This window comes from Methylobacterium platani (genome assembly GCF_001653715.1).
In the GTDB taxonomy this organism is placed as follows: Bacteria; Pseudomonadota; Alphaproteobacteria; order Rhizobiales; family Beijerinckiaceae; genus Methylobacterium; species Methylobacterium platani.
The window spans coordinates 515-20,530 of record NZ_LWHQ01000076.1; the positions used below are offsets into that span (position 1 = coordinate 515).

Genomic DNA, 20,016 nt, shown 5'->3' on the forward strand with positions numbered 1-20,016 from the left:
GCCGTCCTCGGCCTCGCCCGGAGCGGCCGGGGGCGCCCCGTCGGAGGCCGGCGCGAGCTGGCGGAAGCTCGGCTCGTAGCGGCCCAGCGGCAGGTCGATGCGCACGGCGAGGGGGCAGGCGGGGTCGGCGTAGATCTGCTGCAGCACCTGGCGCAGGCGCCGGGCCTCGACCCGCACGATGGCGTCGGTCGCCGGATCGAAGCTGGTCGAGCGGCCCAGCGCGTCGGTCGCGATGGTGTAGGACTTGAGCAGGCTGCCGCGCCCGGCCAGGCTCTCGCGCACCACGTACGACAGGAAGGCGGAGAGCTGCGGCGATTTCCTGAGCGGGGGCAGATTCAGCAGCGCGTCCAGTGCAGCGTGGATGTTCTCGGCCCCGATCGCTTCCCGATCCATCGCTCGATCCCGTCGCGTTCCGCCCCGCGACAGATCAGGCCGTGTCCGCGCCACGCTCGCGAGCCGATCCGCCACGCCGCAAGCTGATACGACAGTCGCCCTCAGTGTCAAGTATCGGAATACTTCATTCATATGACCTTAGGTCACCATCGGGAAGTCGTTCCGTTGCACGCTGCGCCCGGACGACTGATCGCGGCGCCGGCCGGCCCGGCGCGTTCCCGCGACGAGGGAGCGGGCGGCGGGCCGGGTCAGTCGGCCAGAAGGCGCGCCCCGACCACCGCCGCCGCGGCCCGGTTCTGCACCCCGAGGCTGCGCAGGAGCGCCGCCATGTGGACCTTGACGGTGCCCTCGCCGAGCTGGAGGCGCCGGGCGATCTCCTTGTTGGAGCGCCCCTCCACCAGGAGCGCCAGCACGTCGCGCTGGCGCGGCGTCAGGTCGGGGATGCGGGACGGGCGCCCGTCCTGGCGCCCGTCGGGCCCGGCCGGCCGCGGCTCGAGCGCCGGGCGGGGGCCGGCGCCGTCGAGCACCGCCAGGGAGGCCGGCACGAAGATCTGTCCGTCGAGGATCATGCCCACCGCCCGGGTCAGCTCGGCCGAGCCGATGCCCTTCGGCACGTAGCCGTGGACCCCGACCTCGAGGGCGGTGAGGATCTTGTTGCGCTCGGTCGAGGCCGAGACCACCGCCACCTTGACGGCCGGGAAGCACTCGCGCACCGCGCTCAGGCTCCCGGGCCCCTCCATGCCGGGCATCGCGAGATCGAACAGCGCCAGGGTCACGGCCCCCCGGCGGGTGGAGAGCTGGTCGAGGGCGGCGTCGAGGGAGCCGGTCTCGATGACCTCGGCGAAGCCGAAGCTGCGGGTGAGGATCGCCACCACGGCGAGGCGGAAGAAGTCGTCGTCATCCGCGATCAGGGCGACTGGCGGAGTCGGTTGGGTCATACCGTGGCGTCTCTGGAAACGATCCGTGCCTCGATCCTAGAGCAAGTCGGGGCCGGGTGGGTACCCGTCGCCGTGGAATAACTGGCAATATCAACGACCTATCGCACGGCCCGGCCGCGCCCGGCCGGCCGGGGAAGACATGGATGGACATGGTATCGGTATCCCGGGCCGGTGTCCCGTGCGCGAGGGTGGGGCCGTCACGGCGAGCCGGACGGCGGCCTGCGGCGCGTCACCGCACCGTCGCGCACGGCATCCATCCTGCGGCGGGCCCGCGTTGACACCCGGACCCGCGGTGACGCGACGATCGGACGGGAGGGAGAGACGGCACGATGCGGGGGCGGGCATCAGCGAGGGGGCGGGGAGGGTGCGCCGCGGCCCTCCGGCGAGTCCTGGCCGGAATCCCGGCCGCGCTCGCGGCACTCGCGCTCGCCGCTCCCGCGACCGGCGCGGAGCGCACACCGCTCGTCGCCTACACCGCGCTGGAGCCCGAGCAGCTCGACCCGATCCGCCGCGCCGTCGAGGCGGCCGTGCCGGAGGCTGAGATCGCCTGGCTGCGGGCCTCGACCGGGTTCATCACCGACCGCGTGCTGGCCGAGCGGGACGCGCCGCAGGCCGACCTGCTCCTCGGCGTCGCGGCCACGAGCCTGCTGCAGTTCGAGTCGGCCGGGCTCCTCGATCCCTACCGCCCCGCCGGCGTCGAGGCGCTGCGGCCGTTCTTCCGCGACCCGACCCCGCCCTACAGCTGGACCGGCATGGACGCCTATCTGGGGGTGATCTGCTTCAACGTCGAGGTCGCGGGCCGGCACCGGATCACGCGCCCGAGCTTCTGGCGCGACCTGCTCGGCCCGGCCCTGCGCGGGCGGATCGTGATGCCGGACCCGGCGGCCTCCGGCACCGGCTACCTCCTGGTCGCGGCCTGGCTGCAGACTCTCGGGGAGGAGGCGGGCTGGGCCTACATGGACGCCCTGCACGAGAACGTCGACGCCTACCTGCCGAGCGGCTCGGAGCCGTGCCGGGCGACCGCCGCCGGCACCTACGCCGCGGGCCTCTCCTTCGACATGCGGGCGGCGGCCGAGAAGGCTGGCGGCGCGCCGATCGACATCGTGGTGCCGGTCGACGGCACCGGCTGGGAGACGGAGGGGTTCGCGGTCGTGGCCGGGCGGCCCCACCTGGCGCTGGCCCGCCGGGTGGCCGACTGGGCGGCGAGCCGCGAGGCCAACGCGCTCTACGCCCGCAGCTTCGCCATCGTGGCCTATCCGGGCGTCTCGAACCCGGACCCGGTCTATCCCCTCCATGCCGAGGCGCGGATGATCCGCAGCGACCCCGCCTGGATGGCCCGCAACCGGGCCCGCATCCTCGCCGAATGGGCCCGCCGCTACGGCGCCAAGGTCCGCGCACGCTGAGCGCCGCGCCGCCGGCCCGGCGGTCACCTTTATTTTTCCATCCTGGGGTAGCAGAGCGCCCGGGTCGCGGATTCCGCGGCGGGGCCGCGGGCAGGGAACCGGATGTATCACGCGGGCAAGGACGGCTGGCTCTTCCTCACCGGGGGCACCAACGAGGTCGCGGACCAGTACCGGCGCATCCCCGCGATGGACCGGGTCCTGCGCCTGTGGCGCCGCCGCATCCGGCGGCGCATCCGGCGCTGCGAGGGCCTCGGCACCCGCTACCTCCACCTCGTGGTGCCCGAGAAGCTCAGCGTCTACGAGGACCGCTTCGACGGCCTGACCCTCGAACCGCGCCTCGGTCCGGCCCGCCGCCTCGGCGCGGTGATGCGCTGGTCGTGGAAGGGGCGCCGGGCCTGGATCGACCTCCTCGGGCCGATGCGGGCGCGGCGCGACGGGCCGGACCTGCACTACCGCACCGACACCCACTGGAACATCCGCGGCTGCCTGCTCGCCTACCGGCTGGTCTGCCGGGCCTGCGGCGCCACCCCGCGCACCGACTTCCTCGACCGGCCGTTCGACGAGTTCGAGGCGGTGCTCGACATCGGCAACAAGCTCGACGTCCAGCCCCTCGAGACCGTGCGCAGCTACCGGCTCTTCCGCGACGCCGAGCGGGTCGGCGGCGGCGCCTTGATCGACGCCTACACGACGGCCGGCCGCCTCGGCGAGCTGCATACCGGCGCCCATGCGGTCTACCGCAACCGCTCCCCGGAGGCCGACCCCCGGACCCTGGTGCTGTTCGGCGATTCCTGCGCCAACTTCGCCCCCAACGGCCTGACCGCGATGCTGGCGGAGACCTTTCGCGAGGTCCACTTCGTCTGGTCGTCGAACCTCGACTGGGGCTACATCGAGCGCGTCCTGCCGGACATCCTCCTCGTCGAGCAGGTCGAGCGCTTCCTGCTCCGCGTGCCCGAGGACGATTTCGACCTCGCGGCCGTCGAGGCGGAGCGGCTGGCGGCTCTGGGAGCGGCGGCGTAGGGGGCGGGAATCCCGGGTCGATCCGGCGGCGTCGCCCGGAGGCCCCAGGCTCCCCGCTTGACGAAAAACTGGCATATGCCACTAAATGGCCGGCGCCGGGATCGCCGGCCGCGCCGACCCCGATGAGGAGTGCCGCCCGATGGATGCGCGCACCCACCGCCTGCTCCACGCCCCGATCGGGCCGACGCTGCTGCGGCTCGCCGCCCCGAACGTCGTCGTCATGCTGGTCCAGGCCCTGGTCGGGCTGATCGAGACCGCCTTCGTGGCGGGGCTCGGCACCGACGCGCTCGCCGGCATGGCGCTGGTCTTCCCCGTGCTGATGCTGGTGCAGATGATCTCCGCCGGCGCCATGGGCGGCGGCATCCTGTCGGCGGTGGCGCGCAGCCTGGGCGCCGGGCGACGGGCGGAGGCGGACCGGCTGCCGTGGTACGCCGCCGCGATCGGCCTCGTGCTGGGCCTCCTCACCACCGTGCTCGACCTCGCCTTCGGGCCGATGCTCTACCGGGCGATGGGCGGCGAGGGCGCCTCGCTGGCGGCGGCCACCACGTATGGCGGCGTCGTGTTCTGCGGCGCGGTGCTGGTCTGGCTGTTCAACGCGCTCGCGGCGGTGATCCGCGGCACCGGCAACATGGCGCTGCCGGCGATCGTCATCAGCGTCGGCGCCGCCGTGCTGGTGCCGCTCTCGCCCGCGCTCATCTACGGGTTCGGGCCGGTCCCCGGTCTCGGCATCGTCGGCGGCGGGGTCGCGGTGCTCGCCTACTACGCCGCCGGCACGGTGGTGTTCGCCCACCATCTCTGGGCCGGGCGCGGCCTGCTGCGGCCGGGGCCGCGCCCGCCGCGCCTCGCCTGGGCCCCTTTGCGCGACATCCTGCGGATCGGCGCCGTCTCGTCGATCGTCAGCGCCACCACCAACGTGACGATCGCCGCCGCCACCGCCTTCGCGGGCGCCGCCGGGCCGGCCGCGGTCGCCGGCTACGGCACCGGCGCGCGGCTCGAATACCTGCTGGTGCCGCTCGTCTTCGGCCTCGGCGCGCCGATCGGCGCGATGGTCGGCACCTGCATCGGCGCCGGCGACCGGGCCCGCGCCCTGAAGGTGGCCTGGACCGGGGCCGCGATCGCCGGCGGCTTGACCGAGGCGATCGGGCTCGCCGCCGCCCTGTGGCCGCTGCCGTTCCTGGGGCTGTTCGGCCACGATCCGCAGATGCTCGCGGTCGGCGCCCGCTACCTTCACCTCGTCGGTCCGTTTTACGGTTTCGCGGGAATCGGGCTCGCGCTCTACTTCGCCTCGCAAGGGGCGGGCCGGGTCGGCTGGCCGCTCGCGGCGGGGCTCGCCCGCATGGCGGTCTCGGTCGGCGGCGGGCTTGTCGCGATGCGGCTCGGCCTCGGGCTCGACGGGGTGTTCCTGGCGCTCGGCCTCGGGCTCGCCGCGCTCGGGCTCATCAATGCCGGCGCGGTCGCCGCCGGCGCGTGGTTTCGCGGCGAGCGGGCGCCTCAGCCCGGCCTCGTCGCGGCGGGAGGGGAATGACGATGACGCGAGACCTCCATCTCGACGACCTGTATCTCGACGATCTGGCGCCGGGCCAGGTCTACGGATCGGGGCAGGCGACCGTGACCGAGGCCGAGATCGTCGACTACGCGCGGACATTCGATCCGCAGCCGTTCCACCTCGACGCCGAGGCGGCCGGGGCCACGTTCTTCGGCGGCCTCGCGGCGAGCGGCTGGCACACCGCCGCGCTGACCATGCGGCTCCTCGTCGACAGCGAATTGCGGCTCCACGGCGGCATCATCGGAGCCGGGATGGACGAGCTGCGCTGGCCCAGGCCCCTGCGCCCCGGCGACACGATCCGGCTCGAGAGCGAGGTGATCGAGGTGCGCCCCTCGCGCTCGCGGCCGAGCCAGGGCCTCGCCAAGATCCGCACCACCACGCTCAACCAGCACGGCGAGCCGGTGCAGGTGCTGTTGGCGAACCTGCTGGTGGTGAAGCGGCCGGAGGGGTGAGGGGCGAGGGCCGGGACTGTACCCCGCTCAGGATGTGAGGTCCGGAGCGGGACAGACTCTTTTGCTCACGTCCAGCAGGGCCTCGGGACGAGGCTCCGGACGGGACATGCCCTGAGGTCTCGATCCATCCGGGCGACGATGTCGCTCGGACGGCCTCTCAGGATCAGGTCCCTGGCAGGAGGAACGGCTGGATCGCCTGGATCCTGCGCACGGGCTCACCTCATCCCGCCGCCCTGAGCCGCGCCGGGTTCCCCACCGCGACGCCACCCGCCGGCACGTCGCGCGTCACCACGCTGCCGGCCCCGATGATCGCATCGTCGCCGATCGTCACCCCCGGCAGGATCGTCGCGCCCCCGCCGATCCAGACGTTGGCCCCGATGACGACCGGCCGGCCGAATTCGAGCATCTGCCGGCGCTGGACCGGATCGCGCGGGTGGTCGGCGGTGAGGATCTGCACGCCCGGGCCGATCTGCGTCATGTCGCCGATCGTCACCTGCACCACGTCCAGGATGCAGCAGTTGAAGTTGAGGAACACGCCGCGGCCGAGGCTGATGTTGTAGCCGTAGTCGCAGAAGAAGGGCGGGCGGATGTTGCAGCCCTCGCCGACCCGGGCGAAGGCCTCCGCCATCAGCGCCTGCCGCTCCGGCTGGCTCAGGCTCTGCGTCGCGTTGTAGCGGTCCATCCACGCCGAGATGCGGCGGTTGTCGGCGATGAGCTCCGGGTCGTCGGCGATGTAGAGCTCGCCCGCGAGCATCCTCTGCTTCTGGCCGGTCATTCGTCCTCGCTGTCGGCTCGTGCCTGGTGGTTGGCCGCGATGCGTACATATGTACATATCGTCGCCGGATGCCAACCCGCCGGGAGTCGCCCCGCTTGCCCGCCGCCCCCCGCCGCCACGACCCCGACCGCCGCGCCCGCCTCCTGCGGAGCGCCCTCGACGTGATCGCCGAGCACGGCGTCGCCGGCACCACCCACCGGCGGATCGCGGCCGCCGCCGACGTGCCGCTCGGCTCGACGACCTACCATTTCGCGAGCCTCGACGACCTCCTGACCGCGGCGTTCACGCTGCTCGCCGACACGGTCGCGGCCCGCTTCACCGAGCGCCTCTCCGCCGCCACGTCCCGCGACGAGGCCTGCGAGGCGGTGGTCGACCTCGTCGTCGGCGACGAAGCCGACCAAGCCTGGGCGACGCCCCGCACCCTGCTCCTGAGCTACGAGCTCTACGCCTACGCCGCCCGCGTGCCGGCCTTGCGCCGGGTGATGCAGGACTGGATGGGCAAGAGCCGGGCGGCCCTGGAGCGGCACTTCGCCCCCGCCACCGCGCGGGCCCTCGACGCGATGATCGAGGGCCTCACGATCCACCGCTCGGTCGACGCGCGGCCGGCCGGCCGCGACGAGGTGCGGGCGATCGTCGCCCGGCTCAGCCAGACCCCGCTCACGCTTCCTTGAAAAGCCGGGGCCGGCCCCGCATATCCGCCCGCGACGAAATGTTCCCACCGGAGAACCGACACGTGAGCGAGACCCGAGCGAGCGACACCGGACCGGCCGAGGCTGTGGAGCGGCACAGCTTCGGCGCCGAGGTCGGGCGCCTCCTGGACCTCGTGGTCCACGCCCTCTACTCCGAGCGCGAGATCTTCCTGCGCGAATTGGTCGCCAACGCCGCCGACGCGGTCGACCGGCGCCGGTTCGGCGCCCTGACCGACTCCGCCCTGGCGCTTCCCGCCGACGCCAAGGTCCGCATCGTCCCCGACAAGGCCGCCCGGACCCTGACCCTGTCCGATCCCGGGATCGGCATGGGCAAGGACGAGCTGGCGCAGAACCTCGGCACCATCGCGCGCTCCGGCACCCGGGCCTTCAGCCAGTCGCTCGCCGACGCCAAGCCCGAGGAGCGCCCGAGCCTGATCGGCCAGTTCGGCGTCGGCTTCTACTCGGCCTTCATGGTCGCCGACCGGGTCGAGGTCACCTCGCGCAAGGCCGGGACCGACGAGGCCTGGACCTGGGCCTCGGAAGGGCAGGGCGACTACACGCTCGCCCCCGCCACCCGGCCCGAGCCCGGCACCGACATCGTGCTGCACATGAAGGCCGATGCCGAGGAGTACCTCGAACCGCTGCGCCTCGAGACCATCGTGCGCAAGTGGGCCGACCACATCACCGTGCCGGTGACCCTGGTGCGCGACGGCGAGGAGGTGCCCTCGACCAGGGGCACGGCGCTGTGGCGCAAGCCCAAGTCCGAGGTGAGCGAGGAGGAGTACACCGAGTTCTACCGCCAGGTCGCGCACGCCTTCGACAAGCCGTGGGCGACCCTGCACTGGCGGGCGGAAGGCCAGCTCGATTTCACCGCGCTCCTGTTCGTGCCCGGCATGAAGCCGTTCATGGCGGTCGAGGAGGAGCGCGAGAGCAAGGTGCGCCTGCACGTGCGCCGGATGTTCATCACCGACGAGGCCGGGCTGCTGCCGTCCTGGCTGCGCTTCGTCCAGGGCGTGGTCGACACCGAGGATCTGCCGCTCAACGTCTCGCGCGAGATGCTGCAGGCCACCCCGGTGCTCGCCCGCATCCGCCGCGCGGTGACGGCTAAGGTCATCTCCGAGCTCAAGACCCGGGCGAAGGACGCGGAGTCCTACGCCACCTTCTGGCAGGCCTTCGGGCCGGTGCTGAAGGAGGGCTTGTGGGAGGATGCCGAGCACCGCCAGGACATCGCCGGCCTGCTGCGCTTCCGCTCCTCGATCGAGGAGGGCTGGACCTCGCTCGCCGACTACGTCGCCAGGATGAAGCCGAACCAGGAGGCGATCTACATCCTGGTCGGCGACGACGTCGAGGCGCTGAAGCGCTCGGCCCAGATCGAGGGCTTCTCGGCCCGCGGCCTCGAGGTGCTGCTGCTCTCCGACCACGTCGACGCCTTCTGGCCCGAGCGGATGGACACGTTCGAGGGCAAGCCGATCCGCAGCATCACGCAGGGCGGCGACGACCTCTCGGCCTTCGAGCCTGCGGTCGCCGAGGGCGACGCGCCGGCCGACCTCGCCGACCTGCTGCCGAAGCTCAAGGAGGCGCTGAAGGACGACGTCTCCGACGTGAAGGCGAGCCAGCGCCTCGTCGACAGCGCGGTGCTGCTCTCGGCCCCCGCCTTCGGGCCCGACCTGCAGATGCAGCGCCTGCTGCGCCGCGCCGGCCGCGGCGCCGGCGGCGGGATGGGCGGCCAGCCGGTGCTGGAACTGAACCCGCGCCACCCGCTGATCCGCCGCATCGCCGAGCGCGCGGCGGCCGGCGAGGATGTCGGGGAGGCCGGCCAGACCCTCGTCGACCTCGCCCATGTCCAGGGCGGCGACCCGCCCCGCGACCCCGTCGCCTTCGCCCGCCGGGTGGCGGCGGCCCTGGCGCAGGGATAGCTCTGCGCCTTCGAGCCTCGGCGCCGCGTCCCCGTGCGCGGCTGCCGCAGAGGCCCGGACCGGGCCGGCCAGTCGATGCCGGTCCCGGGGGGCTGCCGGGCAAGCCGCGGATCTCGGTACCGGCCGGCCGGTACCGAGGAAGCCGGTGGCGGACCGCCGGGAGCGGGCCGTCCCGACGTGGCGCGTCGACCCGCTTTACTGCGGCGCGGCAGACGCTAATTTCCCGGCCGGACCGACGGGAGCCCCGACGACGGGGCCCTGACGACGGCGCCCCTGGCCGCCGCGCCGCGGGCCGGGGAGGGGGCATGATGAATCCGCTGATCCGCAAGCTCGAACGGTTCACCCGCCTGAGCGACGCGGACAAGCGCCTCCTGCAGCAGGCCGCGACCGCGCGGATCGTCAACTACGACACCCATCAGGACATCATCGCGGAAGGCGAGGAGCCGACCGACGTCAACCTGATCCTCGGCGGCTGGGTCTGCCGCTACAAGCAGCTCGCCGACGGCAGCCGCCAGATCATGTCGTTCCTGCTGCCGGGCGACCTGTGCGACCTCAACATCTTCCTGCTGCGCCGGATGGACCACGCGCTCGCCACGCTGACGCCGGTGACGGTGGCCAAGATCTCGCGCGACCTGCTGCAGCAGATGCTGAACGCCGACCCGCGCCTGACCCGGGCCCTGTGGTGGGAGGTGCTGGTCACGGCGGCGATCCACCGCGAATGGCTGGTCAATATCGGCCGGCGCACGGCGCGCGAGCGCGTCGCCCACCTGCTCTGCGAGATCTACTTCCGCCAGGAGGCGGTCGGGCGGGTGAGGGACGCGCGCTGCGAATTGCCGATCACCCAGGTCGAGCTCGCCGACGCGCTCGGTCTCTCGGCCGTCCACGTCAACCGCACCCTGCGCGAGCTGCGCGTCGCCGGCCTGATCGACTGGCGCGACAAGACCCTGGCCATCCCGGACCCCGCCGCCCTGGCGGCGGTCGCCCGGTTCGATCCGGATTACCTGCACCTCGACTTCGAGGGGGAGCGGTTCGACGCGGAGTGTTAGCGGCTGGCAGCTCGAGGTTGCGCGGGGTGGATGAAAGGCGGGCGTGGCTGCTGGGCGATCAATTTCGCGTCTTGAAATTTTGACAATCGTATATTTCGTACTCATAAAGTAAAAGTATAGAATGCCCTCAAGAGAATGACGGGGAATATTCGAAAGATAGAGGCGATAAAACAAGGTCGGAAATTCTTATGTCGTGGTTTATATCTGGTGTGTGAGTCATTGCATCGGCAGTTATGCCTAATTATCGTTCAGTAATTCTGATTGTCAATTTATGAAATCGTTGATATTAAGCAATTTATTATATTGTGATTATCATACGCGAAATCGCAGGCGTGACACCTTCAATGAGCGCCGGGTTGTGCTAATGACTCAACCGGAACAACAGCCGATCCTTACCCGGCACCCGACCGCACCGGGCGCCGTCACCCTCACCGCACCCCGCGCTTCAGGTCGTCCGCGATCAGCAGGGCGCTGCGCCCGTCGCCGGCCTCGGCCAGCCGCGTCCGGTAGACCTGCAGGTTCTCGGTCACCCGCTGGACGTAGTTGCGGGTCTCGGTGAAGGGAATGCGCTCGACCCAGTCGACGGGATCGACCTTCGGGTCGCGCGGGTCGCCGTAGGCGTCGATCCACTTCTTCACGTTGCCGCCGCCGGCATTGTACGAGGCGAAGGCGAGGATGTAGGAGCCGCGCCAATCCTCCATGAGCTCGCCGAGATGGGCCTGGCCGAGGCGGGCGTTGTAGGCCGGGTCGCTGGTCAGGCGGTCGGTGTCGAACGCGGCGCTGACCCGGCGGGCGGTGCGCTGCGCGGTCGCCGGCATCATCTGCATCAGGCCGCGCGCGCCGACGCTCGACTGCGCCCGCGGGTCGAACTGGCTCTCCTGCCGGGCGATGGCGAAGACCATCGCGCGCTCGACCTGCGGCACGGCCGCCGACGCCTCGTAGGACGGGATGCCGTTGGTCGGGTAGGCGTGGCGGTCGAGCGGCAGGCCGCGCTGCACCGCGGTCTTGCCGATCGCCACGAGGGCGCGGGGATCGTTCAACGACATCGCGACGTCGCCCAGCGCGTTGAGCTCGGCCGGGTCGGTCAGGCGCTGGGCGAAGTCCATGTAGAGCGGCAGCATCAGCTCCTTGAGGCCCGCCGCCGCGAGCAGGCGGAGCGCCCGCACGGCGTTGCGGCTCTCGAAGGCGGTGCGGGCGGTCTCGTCGAGGGTGCTGCACGGGCGCAGCGCGAGCGAGCCCTGGCCGAGCTTCGCCCGGGCGAGCTGGCCGTAATAGGCGATCGGCTGGGCGGCGGCGCGCTCGTAGAAGGCCCGCGCCTCCGGCGCCTGGCCCGAGGCTTCCGCCGCGCGGCCCTGCCAGTAGGCGGCACGCGCCACCGAGATCGGCGTCTCGGCGATGGCGGCCGCCGTGGCGAAGTGCGTCGCGCCCAAGGGCGCGTCGTGGAGGAAGCGGAGCGCGATCCAGCCGGCGTGGAACTCGGCCTCGATGCGCTTCTCGACCGAGCGGGCGCTGTGGCCGGCGGCGACCGCGTAGGCGGTCCTGGCGTCGCCGGCATCCAGGAGCTTGCGGGCGACGATGCGGCGCTCGATCCACCACTCGTCGGGATCGGCCAGCACCTCGGGATTGCGGGGCGCGAGCGCCATCACGGCGGCGGCCTCGGCCGGCCGGTCGAGGCGGCGCAGGTACTGCGCGCGGGAGAACAGGTAGGAGGAATCCTGGCGCAGGCTCGGCGGCACGGCGTCGAGGGCCGCTCCGGCATTCGACGCCTTGGCCTCGACGGCGCGGCGGGCCCGGACCAGGGTGCCGTAGGCCTTGCCCGCGTAGGCCGCCGCCCGGCCGGCGGTGTCCCAGTCCTCCTTCATCAGCGCCCGCTCCATGCGGTAGCGGTGGTCGACCTCGCCGATCGTGCCCGGGAAGGCGTCGAGGACCTTCAGTTCCAGGGTGCGGCCGAACGTGTCCTCGCGCCACAGGTCGCGCACCAGGCCGGCGGCGTCCTCGGGCAGCCCGTCGGCCCGGAAGGCCAGCGCCAGGGCGAACTTGCCCGGCGCGCTCTGGGGCCGGCGCGACGCGAAATAGGCCCGCACCAGGGCGGGCGACTTGCGCTGGGTGAGCAGGGCCTCCTCGGCGCGGCGGCGCACCATCGCGCCGACCGGCCAGTCGGGGTTGTCGCGGATGAACGCCACGGTGCGCTCGAAGCCGATGCCGGCCCCGGCGCGGATCGCCGCCCAGTCGAGCAGGGTGCGGGCGGCCGGGTCCTTGAGCCCGTCGCGGATGCGGTCGCCCTCGCTCACCTGGCCGCGCCGATAGGCCTCGACCGCGCCGCGCAGGGCCGGGCCGTCGACCTCGGTGCCGAGGGCCGGCCGGCCGGGATCGGGCACGCTCGGCACCGGGGCCGGCGGGTTGATCGCCGCGTCGGGGGCGGGGAAGGGGAGCGGCGCCTCGGGGTCGGCGGCGGCGTAGGCGGCGGCCGAGACCGGCAGCCCGCCGCCGGTGTCCAGGGCCGCGCCGGTGCGCAGGCCGTCCTCCTCAGCGCGCTCGCCCGCGCGGGCGGGCGCGGCGGCGGGCAGGGCCGCGGGCAGGGCGGCGGGAACGGCCGCCTCGGGCGGGGGCGCCACGACCGTCGAGCCGCCGAGGGCGGACAGGGAGGTCAGCGCGGCACCCGACACCGTGAGGGCGAGGACCGCGAGGCGGCGCCGTCGAGGCGAGAGCAGCATGGTTCCCGTTCCCCCTGAGCATCATCCGACGAAGCACTCACGGTTCGTCGAAGAATGCGGCAAACCAAAGACCCGGGACCCGGCGCGATAGCGGAGCGATCGCGCGAGGTCGCGGGAGTTCGTACGACCGGAGGCCCATGGTGGAAGCGCCGCGTTAAGAAGCGATTAACCCTGGAGACCGATCGCCCCGGAACGCGGACGAGTGCCGGAGCGTTTGCGCGCGGCCCGCCGAGCGCCTATGTGTCGGACGCCGGACGGCCGAGCTGGTCCCTCCGAGTCGGTCACCGTCGTGATCCCGTGCCCGATCTCATGCGGACCGGCCTCCCAACCAGACACATCCCGGGGGCGCCGCCCGCCCGGGCGAGGAACGCCAGCATGACGTCGACGCCAATCTCGCAGCGCCTGAGGGGCTCGCTCACCGCCCTGGTGACGCCGTTCCGCGACGGCGCCTTCGACGAGCACGCCTTCCGGGCCTTCGTGGCCTGGCAGCTCGAGAACGGGACCCACGGCCTGGTGCCGACCGGCACCACCGGCGAGAGCCCGACCCTCAGCCACGCCGAGCACGACCGGGTGGTCGAGGCCTGCATCGACGAGGCCGCCGGCAAGGTGCCGGTGGTGGCCGGCGCCGGCTCGAACTCCACCGCGGAGGCGATCGAGCGCGCCGTCCATGCCGAGAAGGCCGGGGCGGACGCGCTGCTCATCGTCACGCCCTACTACAACAAGCCGACCCAGGAAGGGCTGTACCGGCACTTCAAGGCGGTGAACGATGCCGTCGGCATTCCGATCCTGATCTACAACATTCCCGGCCGCTCGGTGATCGACATGAGCGTCGACACCATGGCGCGGCTCTACGAGCTGCGGAACATCGCCGGGGTGAAGGACGCCACCGCCAACGTGGCCCGGGTCAGCCTGCAGCGCCAGGCCATGGGCGAGGACTTCGTCCAGCTGTCCGGCGAGGATGCGACGGCGCTCGGGTTCATGGCCCATGGCGGCCACGGCACGATCTCGGTGTCCTCGAACGTCGCGCCGCGGCTCTGCGCCGACTTCCAGGAGGCCTGCCTCGCCGGCGACTTCCGCACCGCGCTCGGCCTTCAGGACCGGCTGATGCCGCTCCACACCCACCTCTTCGCCGAGACCAACCCGTCGCCGACGAAGTACGCGCTGGCCCGCCTCGGCCTGATGGGCGAGGAGGTGCGCCTGCCGATGGTGCCGGTGGGGGAGGGCACGCGGGCCCTCGTCGACGGGGCGCTGCGCCACGCCGGCCTCACCAACGGCTGACGCCGGACCTATATACGACGGGAGCCCCGAGGGCTCCCGCCGCCCGCCTTCCGAGGACCTCCGCCGCCCGATGGCCAAGAAACCCGAGCCGAAGAACCGCGTCGTCGCCGACAACCGGAAGGCCCGCTTCAACTACGAGATCACCGACACGGTCGAGGCGGGCATCGCGCTCACGGGCACCGAGGTGAAGTCGCTGCGCGGCGGCAAGGCGACGATCGGCGAGGCCTTCGCCGGCCCCTCCGGCAACGACCTGCTGCTGTTCAACGCCTACATCCCCGAATACCTCGAGGCGAACCGCTTCAACCACGACACCAAGCGGCCGCGCCGCCTGCTGCTGCACCGGCGCCAGATCGACAAGTTCATCGGCGCGACCCAGCGCGAGGGCTACACGGTGGTCCCGCTCAAGATCTACTTCAACGAGCGCGGCCGGGCGAAGGTCGAGCTGGGCCTGGGCCGCGGCAAGAAGCTCCACGACAAGCGAGAGACCGCCAAGGAGCGCGACTGGCAGCGCGACAAGGCGCGGCTGATGCGCGCCAAGGGCTGAGGGCGCCAGACCCGACCGGCTCGACCGTGCCGGGACGGGCCGGATGCTGCGGGTGATCCGCGCTCCGCCGGTCGCAGAGGGTGGGAATGGGACGGGGGCGTCACCACCATCTGAGCTGGCTGCACGGTGTCGAGGTCTTCGAGGCCGACATCCGGTCGCTCAGTTTCGGCCGTCATTCCCACGAGGGCTTCGCCATCGGGGCGATCGCGGCCGGGGTGGGCGGCTACCGGTTCCGGGGCGCCGACGTGCTGTTGCCGGAGGGATCGTTGTCCCTGATGAACCCGGACGAGGCGCATACCGGGCACGCGGCCTCGGGGGCGCTCCGCTACGACATGGTCTATGCCGGCGAGGACGCGGTTCGCGCTTCTGGACCTGCCCCGCCTGTCCGGCTTCGCGGAGGTCGCGCCGGAGGATCGCGGCCGGGACCTCGCGCGGCTCCTGTCCCATCTCACCGACTGCCTCCAGGCCGAGGCCGGGCCGGATCGACGCCTGGCGATCGAGGAAGGCCTGCATGCCGTCCTCGGCGCGGCCTTCGTGCGGCATGGCGGAGCCGCGTTGCGGCCGCCGGGCGCCGAGCGCCGGGCCGTCGCGGAGCTGCGGGAGCGGATCGCCGCCGCCGTCGAGGAGGGAAGCCCGCTCTCGCTCGGAGAGCTTGCGGCCGGCATCGGCCTCCATCCGTCCTATCTCGTGCGCAGCGTGCGCCGGAGCACCGGCCTGACGCCCCATGCGCTCGTGATCCAGCGGCGCGTCGGGCATGCGCGCGATCTTCTGCTGCGGGGCATGCCGGCCGCGCAGGCGGCATCGGCGGCGGGCTTCAGCGACCAGGCGCACATGATCCGCCTCTTTCGCCGGCATTACGGCGTCACGCCGGGCGCCCTGATCCGGCACTGAAGGTCAATTTCCTTCAATCCGCAGGATCGGCGGGCGGGCGATGAGCCGGGCGGACCGGAGATCCGCCATGTCGCTCATATCCATGTCGCTCAAACCCGTCGTGATCCTCGCCGAGACGCTGCCCGTCGGCCTGAAGGCCAACTTCGCGGCCGTGCTCGCCATGACCCTCGGCCGACGCCTGCCCGACCTCGTCGGCCCCGATACGCCGACCGGCGACGGCATCCCGCTGCCCGGCATCACCACCGTCGCCCTTCCGATCCTCGGCGCACCCCCGGCGGAGCTTCCCCGCCTGTTCCTGGACGCGGAGGGGCTGCCGCTGCGCCTCGTCTACATGCGCTCCGCCTTCGAGGCCCGGAGCTACGAGGATTACACGCTCAGGATCGCGTCGCGACCGTTGCCCGAGCACGAGCCCCAGGCGCTTCTCCTCGCGGGTCCCCGCAAGGCGGTGGATCGGCTCTGCGGCCGTCTGGCTCTGGTGCGCTAATCGTACCGTTCCGCCCATCAAGAGGGGCAGCCGCCCTTCACGTCACCCGGCCGACTGCGTCCTGATCTCGCGCAGCACACCATCAGGAGCAACACGCCGCACTGACACTGCCGCCCCGGCCTCCTAGCTTTCATAGAAGGCCAGCGCGGAGGCGCCGATGTTCGTCGAGGGAGGATGGCGGCCGTCCTGGGAGCCGCCGCCGCGTCCGCCCCAGCCCCGGCTGACCGGGCGCCAGGAGCGGATGCTGGTCTGGATCATCGTCGTCAACGTGCTGCTGTGGTTCATCGCCCCGATCGGCGGCGCGACCGTGATCCACGCCGCTCTCACGATGATGCATTAGGCGCGCCGCCGCAGCCCAGGCGCGCGCCGCCCCGAATTGCCGCCCCCCGACCCGCGTGCTAGCGCGACGTCCCGATTGACGGACGAAGCGAGCATCATGGCGCGGCGCCCCCTCCTTTCCGGCGACATGCTGCCGCTGCTCCTCCGGCTGTGGCGCGACTGGCTGCGCCCGCATGCCGGCACGCTGGCGATCGTGCTGGTGCTGATCGCGGTGATCGGCGCCGCCACCGGCTTCTACCCGACCCTGATCAAGGCCGCCTTCGACGCCTTCGACGCCAAGGATGCCGGCGCGCTCGCCTACGGACCGGCCCTGGTGATCGCCGTCACCGCGGTGCGGGGCTTCGCGCTGCTCGGCCAGACGGTGCTGACCAACCGGGTCGTCACCCGGATCGAGGCCGACATGCAGGCGGCGCTCTACAGCCACATGATCGAGCAGGACCTGGCCCAGCTCGGCCGCGAGAGCCCGGCGAGCCTGACCCAGCGCTTCACCACCGACTTCGCCTTCATCAAGGAGGCGCTGACACGGATCTCCACCGTGCTCCTGCGCGACGTGGCGATGCTGATCGCGCTCGTCTGCGCCATGGTCTGGATGGACCCGTGGCTGACGATCGTCGCCGGGGTCACGGTGCCGTTCATCGCCGGGCCGATCGCCCGGATCGGCAAGAAGCTGCGCCGGGTCTCGACCTCGACCCAGGAGCAGGTCGGCGCCACCGCGAGCCTGATCAGCGAGAGCTTGGCCGGCGTCCGGGTCGCCAAGACCTACGGCCTCGAGGGCTACCTCAAGGGCCGCACCCGCGACGCCCTCGACGAGGTGCGCCGCCTCAAGATGAAGGCCGCCAATGCCCGCGGCCGGCTCGACCCGCTGCTCGAAGTCGGCGGCGGCCTCGCGGTCGCCGGCGTGCTCGCCTTCATCGGCCACCGCATCCTCGCGGGCGAGAAGACGGTGGGCGACTTCACCGGCTACGTCGCGGCGCTCCTGCTCGCCGCCCAGCCGGCCCGCGCGCTCGGCAACCTCAACGCGATCCTGCAGGAGGCGCTCGCCGCGCTCTCGCGCACCTTCGCGCTGATGGACGAGGCGCCGACGATCCGCGAGAGGCCGGGGGCGCCGGCGCTCGCCGTCGCCGGCGGCGAGATCCGGTTCGAGGGCGTGCGCTTCCGCTACCGCGACGACGCCCCGGCGCTCGAGGGCATCGACCTCGTCGTGCCGGCCGGCCGCACCACGGCCCTCGTCGGCCGCTCGGGGTCGGGCAAGTCGACGCTGCTGTCCCTGGTGCCGCGCCTCTACGACGTGACCGAGGGCCGGGTCGCGATCGACGGGCAGGACGTGCGCGACGTGACGCTCGCCTCGCTCCGCCGCGCCGTCGCGGTGGTGTCGCAGGAGGTGGTGCTGTTCGACGACACGATCGCGCAGAACATCGCCTTCGGCCGCGAGGGCGCGACCCGGGACGAGATCGAGGCGGCGGCGAGGTCCGCGGCGGCGCACGACTTCATCACCGCGCGGGCGGAGGGCTACGACTTCCGGGTCGGGCCCGCCGGCAACCGGCTGTCGGGCGGCGAGCGCCAGCGCATCGCGCTCGCCCGCGCCTTCCTGCGCGACGCGCCGATCCTGCTCCTCGACGAGGCGACCTCGGCGCTGGACGCCGAATCCGAGCAGCTGGTCCAGGCGGCCCTGACCCGGCTGATGCGGGGCCGCACGACGCTCGTCATCGCCCACCGCCTCTCGACGGTGCGCGACGCCGACCTGATCGTCGCGATGGAGGGAGGACGGATCGTCGAGACCGGCAGCCACGCCGCCCTGATCGCCCAGGGCGGCACCTACGCCCGGCTCCACCGGTTGCAGCTCGCCGACGACCGGGAGCCGGTGTCCGCGGCGCAGGCGTCGTGAGGCCCACCGGGCCCGAGGCCCCCACCGGCCGGCGCCTCGCCGAGGGGGTCGCCTTCGCGCTCGTCGCGGTCGGCCTGTGGGGCGGCTGGTTCGTCATCACCCGGCGGACGGTGGGGGCGGGGGGCGTGCTCGGGCCGGCCGACCTCGTGGCGCTGCGCTTCGGCATCGGCGGGCTGCTGCTGCTGCCGGTGTTCCTGCTGCGGCTGCGCGGCCTCGGCCGGGCGGCGCTCCGCGACGGCGCGGTCCTGTTCGTCGCGCAAGGGGCGCCGTTCGCGCTCCTGATCTCGGTCGCCCTGCGCTACGCGCCTGCCGGCCACGGCGCCGCCCTGACGCCCGGCACGATGCCGCTCTTCGCCGCGCTCCTCGGCGCATTGGTGCTCGGCGACCGTCCGGGCCGCCTGGCGCTCGCCGGCCTCGGGCTGATCGCCCTCGGCGCGCTGACCCTGGCGGGCGGCTTTCGCGACGCCGACGAGCTGTTCGGCTACGCCCTGTTCCTCACCGCCGCGTTCCTGTGGGCCGCCGGCACGGTGCGGATGCGCCGCTCGCGCCTCGCGGCGCTCGAGGCGACGGCGCTGATCTGCGTCGCCTCGCTCGTCACCTACATCCCGGTCTACCTCGCCTCGGGCCTGTCGCGGATCCTCGAGGCGCCGCCGGCGGAGGTCGCGATCCAGGCGCTCTACCAGGGCGTGCTGGTGAGCGTGGTGGCGCTCGTCGCCTTCAACCGCTCCCTCGCGCTGATCGGCCGGCGCACCCCGGCCTTCACCGCCCTGGTGCCGGTGATCGCGACGCTCCTGGCGATTCCCGTCCTCGGCGAGGTGCCGGACCCGCTCCATGTCGGGGCGATCCTGGCGATCGGGGCGGGAGTGCTGCTGACGACGCGGGGTTGAGCCGCGCGACTCCGGACATGACAAAGGCCCTCGATTCCCACGAAAACGGGTAAGGACGGTTCCGACGCCACCGCATCATGCCTGCGAAATGGCCCAGGGCTTGTGATGGCTTATTTCAATCACACGATCGACGGCTCGGCCCTTGATCTGACACACCTGGAGCCGCGCTCGCTGAGCTTTTACGTACAGAAGCTAACGCGCGATTTAACGGTATATGTTAGATTTTCGAATCACTGCTTCACCTGCAAATTCGATGACAGCCGCCACACCGTGGCAGATCTGATCATGGATCACAGGCAGCGCCGCGCGTACGATGCCGAGAGATACGACCTGTCGCGGCGCCTGCCGACAATCGTGGACGCCCTGCCCGGCAGCTCCGTCTACCTCACGGCGACTGACCGGAACTATGTTTACGTTGCGACCGTCACAACAGAGAATGGCCAGCAATATCCGGTGTACTTCAACCTGCGCCGTGCGCCGCGTGAGCACCCCGCACAGCTGCTCATGATGATCGAAAGCGCCTATCCCGTGGCCGATCGTCGACAGGTGCTCGCAGGTACGACGAAAATCAGCTTCGCCGTGCTCTGTGCCAAGGTGTATCGAGGCGAGAGGGTCCAGCCGAAAGCTCGTCGCTGACCGTGAAAAACCCCGCGGCTCTCATCGAGCGCGGGGTGATCACTCGCCGTGACACTTGGATATCTCGCGTTGCGCGTGGACCGGTCACGGTGACCCATGACAGGCGGCCCGGGGCTGTTGCGGCAAGCCGCTCAGGCGATCGGTCCCCGGTACTCTGGATATGCGAAGCGGATGACTGATTTC

At 72.1% G+C, this 20,016-nt stretch carries 18 protein-coding genes and 2 pseudogenes; 16 read left to right on the forward strand and 4 right to left on the reverse strand.

The genetic code is table 11. The annotated features are described in order from the left end of the window. Window positions 1-393 (reverse strand): annotated as a pseudogene (locus A5481_RS34830) (PAS domain-containing protein); the annotation flags it as partial. A gap of 248 nt (window positions 394-641) precedes the next feature. Next, window positions 642-1,331, reverse strand: a complete 690-nt coding sequence (locus tag A5481_RS28765; RefSeq protein ID WP_048437648.1) for a LuxR C-terminal-related transcriptional regulator — start codon at window positions 1,329-1,331, stop codon at window positions 642-644. Between the two features lie 329 nt (window positions 1,332-1,660). On the opposite strand from A5481_RS28765, the gene A5481_RS28770 reads away from it, so the two are divergent. The 4 genes from A5481_RS28770 (at window position 1,661) to A5481_RS28785 (ending at window position 5,749) form a co-directional block, all read left to right on the forward strand. Further along, window positions 1,661-2,734: an extracellular solute-binding protein gene (locus A5481_RS28770; RefSeq protein ID WP_082984971.1), complete on the forward strand. Its 1,074-nt coding sequence runs from the start codon at window positions 1,661-1,663 to the stop codon at window positions 2,732-2,734. A 102-nt stretch (window positions 2,735-2,836) separates the two neighbouring features. Further along, window positions 2,837-3,751: an alginate O-acetyltransferase AlgX-related protein gene (locus A5481_RS28775; RefSeq protein ID WP_048437468.1), complete on the forward strand. Its 915-nt coding sequence runs from the start codon at window positions 2,837-2,839 to the stop codon at window positions 3,749-3,751. Window positions 3,752-3,890: 139 nt separating this feature from the next. Then, window positions 3,891-5,276, forward strand: a complete 1,386-nt coding sequence (locus A5481_RS28780) for an MATE family efflux transporter (protein ID WP_048437470.1) — start codon at window positions 3,891-3,893, stop codon at window positions 5,274-5,276. Between the two features lie 2 nt (window positions 5,277-5,278). Next, window positions 5,279-5,749 carry a MaoC family dehydratase gene (locus A5481_RS28785; protein WP_048437469.1) on the forward strand — a complete coding sequence of 157 codons (471 nt, stop codon included), beginning with the start codon at window positions 5,279-5,281 and terminating at the stop codon, window positions 5,747-5,749. 220 nt (window positions 5,750-5,969) lie between these two features. On the opposite strand, the gene A5481_RS28790 is transcribed toward A5481_RS28785, so the two are convergent. Next, a complete protein-coding gene (locus tag A5481_RS28790; protein ID WP_064504458.1) occupies window positions 5,970-6,524 on the reverse strand; it encodes a sugar O-acetyltransferase in 555 nt (184 codons plus the stop codon). 95 nt (window positions 6,525-6,619) lie between these two features. On the opposite strand from A5481_RS28790, the gene A5481_RS28795 reads away from it, so the two are divergent. The 3 genes from A5481_RS28795 (at window position 6,620) to A5481_RS28805 (ending at window position 10,175) form a co-directional block, all read left to right on the forward strand. Further along, entirely contained in the window at window positions 6,620-7,195 is a 576-nt protein-coding gene (locus A5481_RS28795) for a TetR/AcrR family transcriptional regulator (RefSeq protein WP_064504459.1), read from the forward strand. Window positions 7,196-7,257: 62 nt separating this feature from the next. Next, on the forward strand, window positions 7,258-9,129 hold the full coding sequence (htpG, locus tag A5481_RS28800; protein ID WP_245239125.1) for a molecular chaperone HtpG: 1,872 nt from the start codon (window positions 7,258-7,260) through the stop codon (window positions 9,127-9,129). A 305-nt stretch (window positions 9,130-9,434) separates the two neighbouring features. Further along, on the forward strand, window positions 9,435-10,175 hold the full coding sequence (locus tag A5481_RS28805; protein ID WP_048436556.1) for a Crp/Fnr family transcriptional regulator: 741 nt from the start codon (window positions 9,435-9,437) through the stop codon (window positions 10,173-10,175). A 428-nt stretch (window positions 10,176-10,603) separates the two neighbouring features. Here A5481_RS28805 and A5481_RS28810 read toward each other — a convergent pair whose 3' ends face one another. Then, the gene (locus tag A5481_RS28810; protein WP_064504460.1) at window positions 10,604-12,889 is read right to left on the reverse strand and encodes a lytic transglycosylase domain-containing protein; all 2,286 of its coding nucleotides are present in this window, start codon (window positions 12,887-12,889) and stop codon (window positions 10,604-10,606) included. 375 nt (window positions 12,890-13,264) lie between these two features. Here A5481_RS28810 and dapA point away from each other — a divergent pair, with 375 nt between their 5' ends. The 9 genes and pseudogenes from dapA (at window position 13,265) to A5481_RS28850 (ending at window position 19,833) form a co-directional block, all read left to right on the forward strand. Next, window positions 13,265-14,167, forward strand: a complete 903-nt coding sequence (gene dapA, locus A5481_RS28815; RefSeq protein ID WP_048433836.1) for a 4-hydroxy-tetrahydrodipicolinate synthase — start codon at window positions 13,265-13,267, stop codon at window positions 14,165-14,167. 70 nt (window positions 14,168-14,237) lie between these two features. Beyond that, window positions 14,238-14,711, forward strand: a complete 474-nt coding sequence (gene smpB, locus A5481_RS28820; RefSeq protein ID WP_048433837.1) for an SsrA-binding protein SmpB — start codon at window positions 14,238-14,240, stop codon at window positions 14,709-14,711. 86 nt (window positions 14,712-14,797) lie between these two features. Continuing rightward, window positions 14,798-15,013: pseudogene (locus tag A5481_RS34835) on the forward strand (AraC family ligand binding domain-containing protein); the annotation flags it as partial. A 37-nt stretch (window positions 15,014-15,050) separates the two neighbouring features. Continuing rightward, entirely contained in the window at window positions 15,051-15,602 is a 552-nt protein-coding gene (locus A5481_RS28825; RefSeq protein WP_197514262.1) for a helix-turn-helix transcriptional regulator, read from the forward strand. Between the two features lie 67 nt (window positions 15,603-15,669). Next, entirely contained in the window at window positions 15,670-16,086 is a 417-nt protein-coding gene (locus A5481_RS28830; protein ID WP_245238799.1) for a DUF2000 domain-containing protein, read from the forward strand. 157 nt (window positions 16,087-16,243) lie between these two features. Next, on the forward strand, window positions 16,244-16,426 hold the full coding sequence (locus tag A5481_RS28835) for a hypothetical protein (RefSeq protein ID WP_048433838.1): 183 nt from the start codon (window positions 16,244-16,246) through the stop codon (window positions 16,424-16,426). Between the two features lie 96 nt (window positions 16,427-16,522). After that, the gene (locus A5481_RS28840) at window positions 16,523-18,310 is read left to right on the forward strand and encodes an ABC transporter ATP-binding protein (RefSeq protein ID WP_197514263.1); all 1,788 of its coding nucleotides are present in this window, start codon (window positions 16,523-16,525) and stop codon (window positions 18,308-18,310) included. Further along, window positions 18,307-19,197 carry a DMT family transporter gene (locus A5481_RS28845; protein ID WP_048433839.1) on the forward strand — a complete coding sequence of 297 codons (891 nt, stop codon included), beginning with the start codon at window positions 18,307-18,309 and terminating at the stop codon, window positions 19,195-19,197. Before A5481_RS28840 ends, A5481_RS28845 begins: the two co-directional genes overlap by 4 nt. Before the next feature lie 105 nt (window positions 19,198-19,302). Continuing rightward, window positions 19,303-19,833, forward strand: coding sequence for a hypothetical protein (locus A5481_RS28850; RefSeq protein ID WP_048433840.1), 531 nt, complete (start codon window positions 19,303-19,305; stop codon window positions 19,831-19,833). Window positions 19,834-20,016: the final 183 nt, after the last annotated feature.